Here is a 7338-nt window from a genome sequence, read left to right on the forward strand (position 1 = left end):
AAAAATGGCTGTTTACTACCTCTGTTCCAGTGTCTTCGTTTTTCTTCTCAAATGAAAAAATAAGAAAACAGAAAATTCTGTTAAAATTTATGCGACACTAGTGATATGATACATATTAAAAAGCAGATAAAATAACCCAGACGATAAGTAGCTGCTTATCGTCTGGGTTTTAATTATTTCGTCGGCTTAATATAAGGAACGACGGGAGCGGTTACGCCTACAGATGCGCCTCGAATAAAGTCTTTCCCTATTAATTCATGAAAGTTTTTTGTTTGCCCCGTAACCATTACACCTAATACGGTCACCTCATTAAATGGTTTATGCTCGTTTTCGTTAATGTAATGTTGAATGGCTTCCATTGAATTATTGCTGTCATATGTTTTCAAATCATCAATAAATGTCTCGAAAGAATCCTTTGATAGCTCCGTATCTGCATAGCCATATACTGGTAACCCCGCTGGACCTTTCGATTCATCAGCAATTTCCGAATGCATATAAAGCCATGCAATATTTAAATTTTCAGGAATGCGATCCTTTACTTGTTTCATCGTCAAAGGTTTTTTAAATGAAATCGCCACTTCCGCTACATGATTTTTCAATTCTCCAACTGCTTCAAGCTGATTTTGAACCCCGCCATAATAGTCTTTGATTGCTGGATTATAAAACGTAGCTACCTTTTGTTTCGTTTGTTTATCGTATTCGTAATCAGTCTTTCCACTTGAATGGGAACCGGGTGTTAACTCATTAAAATCCACAGAGGAACCTATCCAGGAATAGGAACTTGTCAGCGTACTCCACGGAATTAAATAACCATCTACGTTTTTCGAGCGATTCGTAATAATGTTACCACCAAAAGCGGAGTTATTCGCCGTCACTTGCGAATCAATAGTCACATTTGGCTGAGATATACGATGTTCTAAAAATAAACGGTCATGCAATTGAGTTGTATGCCTAGTCGATAAACTATCAGAAATAAAAATGAGTATAAGGCAACTAGCCATAGAAATAACAACAATACTAAGCCAGTGCTTTATTTTCGCTTTTTTTAATGCTTTTTGAATCGATGAACCCATGCTTTGATTCCTCCAACCTCTTTTTGAATTGATTTTCGTGCTCTGTATAATTTTTTCTTCACCGTTTCTGTCCGTAGCTGCAATAATTGACCAATTTCCTCATAGGATAATTCATAATAATATTTCAAGACAAATAGTTCTCGATATTCCTTTTTGACATTTTGTAATAAATACATTATTTCGTCCTGATTAAAAAGCTTTTCGAAGTCATCATAGCCATTTGCTAATTTTGATTGAAGCTCTTCTGACAGTGGTATGTTCGTTTTAAATTTTTTTCGTTTTAAATCAATGAGTTCATTTAATGCTACGCGGTAAAACCAAGGACGAATTGTTTTTTCATCTAAATCTGGTAATAAGGAATACGTTTTAAAAAATGTATTTTGAATAATATCCTCGGCATCTTCCTTTGAAGCGCCTTTTGAGCGTAAAAGTATAATCACTTCCTCTCCAAGTTGAATTAAATAAGAGGCGAACGCGTCTTTTTGATTCATTTCTCTCCCCCTCATCTATACAACGGTTGAAGCCGTGAAAAAGTGGACGCATAGAAATCATTTATTTTTAGTCACGCACATTAAAAAGCCGCTTCCTCCAGAGACGAGGTTACGGCTTTTGTGAAATTATGTATGAGATAGCTAAAATTCGACAATATAAGTATGACTGTCCTTAAAATGCCCTATACCAATAGTTAAATCAAAAATAAATAACATAAGAATAACCAGCAGCATCAAAACAGCAATGGCTAAATCTCTACTAGTCGAGTCTGGATTTTTCCGCATCAATATCCCCTCTTTTAATTGTAATATTTTCCATAATATCATATTTATTAATGACTGAACAAAAAAACAGCCAAAACACGAGGTGTTCTAGCTGTATATCAGGCTTAAGAATAAAACGCTTTTATTTTTTTAGGCGAGAAATGATGCATCACCATGTTACCACAAGCCAATGCGATAATAATGCAAAAAATCGTAAATAGATTTCGTAACCATGTTGTTTCCATCATTGACGTGAGTTTAGAGGCCCCCATAACAATGAGGATGGCTACGGTCCAGGCTAGTAAAAATACGCCTATTGTGTGTAGCCATTCTTGACGTGTAAGTTTCTTAAAAAGTGCGCGGCTTTTATAAAGTTTTACGAATGTAAATAGCATTAATAATACAAAAATTATCGTACTAATCATGTAACCAACCTTCTTTCACCATGACTGTAATCCATTCTTGAAATTCATTTAAGCTGTTTATAAAAACTTTCTGTGTCTTTAGCAGATGAGGTTGACTTAATTTGACTTTTCCTTTTGCCAAACGACGCGCCTAAAATAAACAGATCCTTTTTCTCGTTTCTAAAACATGATGCTATCTTATTATAAAGGAGGTTGTGTTCGTTTCCGTATAAAGAAAGCAACCGCAACGACAAAGGCTACTACGGTTAAATTCCAAACAAGGATAAAGAGTAGTCCCAAGCCAATATTCGCATCTGTATAGTTCATTACATCATCAGAAATGACGGTAATTACGAGTAAAACTGCCACAATGCCATAAATAATACCGGAAATCCATTTTGCGCGTGTTTTGTGCGTGCGTACGTTTTTAACAATAATGAAAAATGGGATGAAGAAAATGACCAATGTTGCAAGAAGCATAATGTAATTGTAGTACATATAAAGCCCTCCCTTTATTTATTATACGTCAAGGTGGATGTTGGAGTTCCATGTATATAAAAAAGCTTCCCGATTGAGGAAGCTTTTTTATATGAATTAATGCCCTTCATGAAATCCTGTTACGTATTTTTCAGAGACATAGCCTAATTTGTTTTTACAATATGTTTGAATCCATTGTCCTTTTTTAATATCTGTTACACCAATAGTTTCTTTATTTTTAAATTGGCCAATGATTCTTCCTTTTGTGCTAGGTGTTTGACGCACGTTTAAGTTAGCATTTTTACTTGTCGCACTAGAAATAATAATTGGCTTAGTAGAAATTTGTGATTTTAATACAAATGCTTTTTTCCCTTTATAAGAAACTTGTACCCATTTTGTATTTTTCTCTTTCACAACTTTCACAATTTGGTTGCTTGCATAGCTGCCGATAACCTTACTTTTTTTACTTGCGGTCTTATATGCTTTTACCGGATGCTCTGACGCATAATAACTAGTAGTTTTTGCAGATGCTGTACTTACACCTGTTACATTTGTTGCTGGTTGAGCTACAATTGTTGCACCAAATGTAGCTGCTACTAAAGTAGTTGCAAGTGTTAAATTCACTAATTTTTTCATAAATAGTCCTCCTAGATTTAAAATGCATAATAACTAACTTAATCCATTGTAAAATATCCATAATATTCCTTTTTTCTTTAAAAGTATACGCAAATAGTGTCATTGGTGACTAAAGACTTAAAATTTACACATACTTTCACTGCAAATCATAAAGCAGGTTTTATGATGCTGATAGAGGCACTTCTTTTCTCAACGAAATTATGTGGACATCTCAGCTATATTCTTAAATTTCGCATGGGTGCGGAAACAACGGCTCGTCTAAATACTAAGAAATAGACGTAATTATGTGGAATGCCATTGTGGCTTTTTTATTTTATTTACGAAAACGTAAAACTTTTAACATCATTATTACGTCTAATTAATGATATTGAAAAACAGGTGGTGTGTTCCATGCAATGGCTTCCTAAAACAAAATTAGGAAAAGTAAATTTCGTACTCTTTTTCATCGTGATTATAGGGTGCGGAGCGTTGTTCTTATTGTGGCAGCATAACAAGACAAGCTACGATTCAGTAGATGCTGTACAAGATGCGGTAAAGGATCCGAAAGTGACGACTAAAGAATCGCCCTTTAAGGGAATTTCGTATGTCGAAGAACGCTCAAAAACGCATCATTACACACTGACCTACCCTAAAACAGGGATAAAAGCGGTGGATGATGCCATTAAAAAATCAATCTACGCAAAACGTGATGCTTTTCTAGCTTCTAATGCAACACGTTTACGCGCAACGATTTCAGCAACAACTTCAGGACATTATATTAGCTTTTTAATTAAAAATGATGTCTTTTTACCGACGAATCAGGCGAAAAGCTCTGTACAGACGTTTACATATAATCGCCAGGATAAAAAACTTGTAACATTAAAGCAGTTTATCAAGACAGAATCGCGTCTGAATCGTCTTTCAAAGGAAATTCGTACAGAAATTCAGCGTCAAAATGACCATTTACAATGGAGTGCCAAAAAGATTGATCACTTAACACAAGATACATGGGAAACGTTTTCCGACTTTGGACTAGACGGCAAAAACTTTATCGTGTACTACGAGCCAAATACATTAGTGAATCATCTTTCCGTTATTAGTATTCCGATTACAGCCATTGACAAAAAACGTGATACAACGGTATTCCGTTTAAATACACATGATAAAAAATACGTTGCGCTAACTTTTGACGATGGTCCGAATAAAACGGTAACACCACGTATTTTAGAAACATTAAAAAAACATGATGTGAAAGCAACCTTCTTTATGCTAGGAAGCTCGGTGGAAGAAGCACCAGAACTGGCGAAGGCTGTATTAAAAGAAGGTCATGAAATTGGCAATCACTCCTATGGTCATGAGAATTTATCAAAAATGACAGGTGTCGAGGCAGAAGCCAATATTAATAAAGCTAATCAACTAATTAAAGATGCGACGGGGCATGAACCATTGACGATTCGCCCGCCGTATGGAGCGCGTAATGCGGAACTAGAGCAGCTATCTGCACAACCTATGATTTTATGGGGAGTGGATACGTTAGACTGGAAAACGCGAAATGCCGCTTCCACACTTAAAGAAGTACAGCAACATGTTTATCCGGGCGCAATCGTATTAATGCACGATATTCACCCAACGACCGCAGATGCATTAGATGCGGTGCTAACTTATTTACAACAGCAAGGTTATACATGTGTGACTGTTTCACAACTAGAGGGCTTACAATAAAAAGCAGCAATCGTTTTCGAAGCGATTGCTGCTTTTTTCCTATGCGCGTACTTTTCGAATGACTAAAATAATTGCCATGATAAATGCGACAACGGGTTAAACTCCATATGAGTAAAAACAGGAAGCTGAGCTCAGGTGATGCATCAGTAAGCGCCATCACTTTGTTGGCAAGCACCGTGCTAATTAAAGGAACTGCAATTACTGCATAGACAATCCCACAAATTCTTGCCGATTTCTGTCTAGCATACGGTGTATTTTGCACAATGATGAGCAATGGAAGCATGAAAATCAGCAGAGACATCATAAGGATTAGTGGAATCGGTAGCATGATGTGCCCTCCTTTTTGTAAAAATCATTATTTTTCTTCTCTCAAGTAGGTCAAAAGATTAAAATGTCCTGAAAAAAACAAAATTTTTAAGATAAAAAAATTTTTTTAACTTTTTTTTAACCTTTCTTCCTCATACTGAACTATGTTAGCAATAGTTCAATCTATCGTAGTAGTCTTATTTACTACTATTCATCTAATTAAACATACACTCAGGAGGATAATTTTATGAAAAAATCGACATTTTTAACAATCGCGCTGTCAGGAAGCTTAGCCTTTTCTTCACTAGCACTCCCTACGATTTCTCAAGCAGAGGTAACAAAAGTATCATTAAAAACGACAACAATGTATACAACACAAGGAGTCTATGCACGCGATGCACCTAGCTTGAATTCAAATGTAGTGACAACACTTCCACGTAATACGGCTATTAAAGTATTAGGAACCTCACAAAAATCATGGTATCGCGTCTTACTTAATAAAGAAATTGTCTATGTCTATAAAGAGTATGTTTCAGCAAAGCTACTACCAACCATTGTAAAAACGGGCTATGTAAAGCAAACAAATAACCTTGCTGTAAGAACAACCGCATCGAATAAAGGGACAAAAATTGGCACCCTTAAAAATGGCGCTGCTGTCCAACTAACAAAAAATTATACAGCCGCTTCAAAGGATGCCTTTTTCCAAATTATTTATAACAACCAAGTAGCGTACGTTTCTTCTAGCAAAATCGGCTTTTCTAAAGCAGCACCTGCTACACCAACGACAAAAGTAGGCGTCGTTCGCAATACGAGTAGCGTTGTGTTAAAAGTACGTGAAAAGCCTTCTACACAAAGTACAATCGTTGGCACGCTTAAAAATGGTGCTACTGTAAAATTTGCTAAAGCGTATAAAAAAGGCGCTACGGATTCTTGGTATAAAATCAAATATAAAGGCAAAACAGCTTATGTTGCAGCACAATATGTTTCTCCTTTATTTCCAGAATAACAAAGAGAAATGAGAAAATGAAGCCAACGTTAATTAAAGCTGTCAGTGCGGCAGTATTAACGAGTACATTCCTGGTATCTTCTTATACACCTTTTACAAGCCAGCAAGTAAGTGCGAAAACAGCATCTGACGTAAAAAAAGATGTGCAAGTAACAATACAAATAAAAACGATAAGGCAGCACATAAACTACCACCAGGCACCTATGTTAAAAAATCAGATACTGTAGAAGTGAATGGCGAAAAATATTACACTATCACATATTCCAATGCCTATAAAATCACATCTGAGACTAATTTTTATAAAAAATTCAAAGTGTTAAAAGGCTATGTAAAGGTCGCAGATACTACAAAAGAAAAAATAACAATTAGCGGCTTCAAGTCCCTATTTTCAAATTATCCAGAGAACATGACGAATTTAAGCACCACGACTCGATATGTAGTGTTAGACAATCTCGTTTCGTATCTATCATCTGCTCGTTTTGATGACTTTGAATACCCTAATCATTTTATGTTTATAGAAAAAGGGACTATTTTAATAGCTCTTGATACATTTACGATTAATGGCCAAACATATTATGCAAGAAATTATGGCTTACTGCAGCGTATCATCCCCGCTACTTCGATTAAAAAAGTCAAAACACCAACAAAAGTGTATACAGCTGCAGAACGTAAAATAGTCTATAAAACAACAAAAGATACATTTAGTCGTGAATCTTTCGGTAAACAATTTTTAACAGAAGATCATAAACTAAATAAAATCAAAGCAGGTACACAACTGCAAGTATTAAAAGAAGTAACAGCTGATGGAAAGAACTATGTCTTTATAAAAGTGAAATAATGAAAAAAGAGGCTGGGACATAAGCGTAAAAACAACCTCTCCCTCTATAAATGTTGATATATCAATGGCTCACGCCATTTTTGAGTGTCAAAAAAATATTTTCCAACACGCATATCTAACTTAATTTTGTATTAATTGATAT

Annotated in this window: 8 protein-coding genes; 3 read left to right on the forward strand and 5 right to left on the reverse strand. The window is 35.4% G+C overall.

What is annotated here, in order from left to right:
- Positions 1-173 precede the first annotated feature (173 nt).
- The 5 genes from ACFSY7_RS10785 to ACFSY7_RS10805 all read right to left on the reverse strand — a co-directional run bounded on the left by ACFSY7_RS10785 (position 174) and on the right by ACFSY7_RS10805 (position 3345).
- Positions 174-1073, reverse strand: coding sequence for a sigma factor regulator N-terminal domain-containing protein (locus tag ACFSY7_RS10785; protein ID WP_380147831.1), 900 nt, complete (start codon positions 1071-1073; stop codon positions 174-176).
- The gene (locus tag ACFSY7_RS10790; RefSeq protein WP_380147832.1) at positions 1046-1564 is read right to left on the reverse strand and encodes an RNA polymerase sigma factor; all 519 of its coding nucleotides are present in this window, start codon (positions 1562-1564) and stop codon (positions 1046-1048) included. The genes ACFSY7_RS10785 and ACFSY7_RS10790 overlap by 28 nt, the downstream gene beginning before the upstream one ends.
- 389 nt (positions 1565-1953) lie before the next feature.
- A complete protein-coding gene (locus ACFSY7_RS10795) occupies positions 1954-2253 on the reverse strand; it encodes a hypothetical protein (protein WP_380147833.1) in 300 nt (99 codons plus the stop codon).
- Positions 2254-2433: 180 nt separating this feature from the next.
- Positions 2434-2730, reverse strand: a complete 297-nt coding sequence (locus tag ACFSY7_RS10800) for a hypothetical protein (protein ID WP_380147834.1) — start codon at positions 2728-2730, stop codon at positions 2434-2436.
- Positions 2731-2826: 96 nt separating this feature from the next.
- Positions 2827-3345 (reverse strand): SH3 domain-containing protein, encoded by a 519-nt coding sequence (locus ACFSY7_RS10805; RefSeq protein ID WP_380147835.1) that lies wholly within the window; start codon positions 3343-3345, stop codon positions 2827-2829.
- Between the two features lie 390 nt (positions 3346-3735).
- Here ACFSY7_RS10805 and ACFSY7_RS10810 point away from each other — a divergent pair, with 390 nt between their 5' ends.
- The 3 genes from ACFSY7_RS10810 to ACFSY7_RS10820 all read left to right on the forward strand — a co-directional run bounded on the left by ACFSY7_RS10810 (position 3736) and on the right by ACFSY7_RS10820 (position 7196).
- Positions 3736-5046 (forward strand): polysaccharide deacetylase family protein, encoded by a 1311-nt coding sequence (locus tag ACFSY7_RS10810; protein ID WP_380147836.1) that lies wholly within the window; start codon positions 3736-3738, stop codon positions 5044-5046.
- Positions 5047-5599: 553 nt separating this feature from the next.
- Positions 5600-6358: an SH3 domain-containing protein gene (locus ACFSY7_RS10815; RefSeq protein WP_380147837.1), complete on the forward strand. Its 759-nt coding sequence runs from the start codon at positions 5600-5602 to the stop codon at positions 6356-6358.
- A gap of 313 nt (positions 6359-6671) precedes the next feature.
- A complete protein-coding gene (locus tag ACFSY7_RS10820; protein WP_380147838.1) occupies positions 6672-7196 on the forward strand; it encodes a hypothetical protein in 525 nt (174 codons plus the stop codon).
- The last annotated feature ends 142 nt before the right edge of the window (positions 7197-7338 follow it).

Origin of the sequence: Kurthia populi, from assembly GCF_042686175.1 — a bacterium.
In the GTDB taxonomy this organism is placed as follows: Bacteria; Bacillota; Bacilli; order Bacillales_A; family Planococcaceae; genus Kurthia; species Kurthia populi.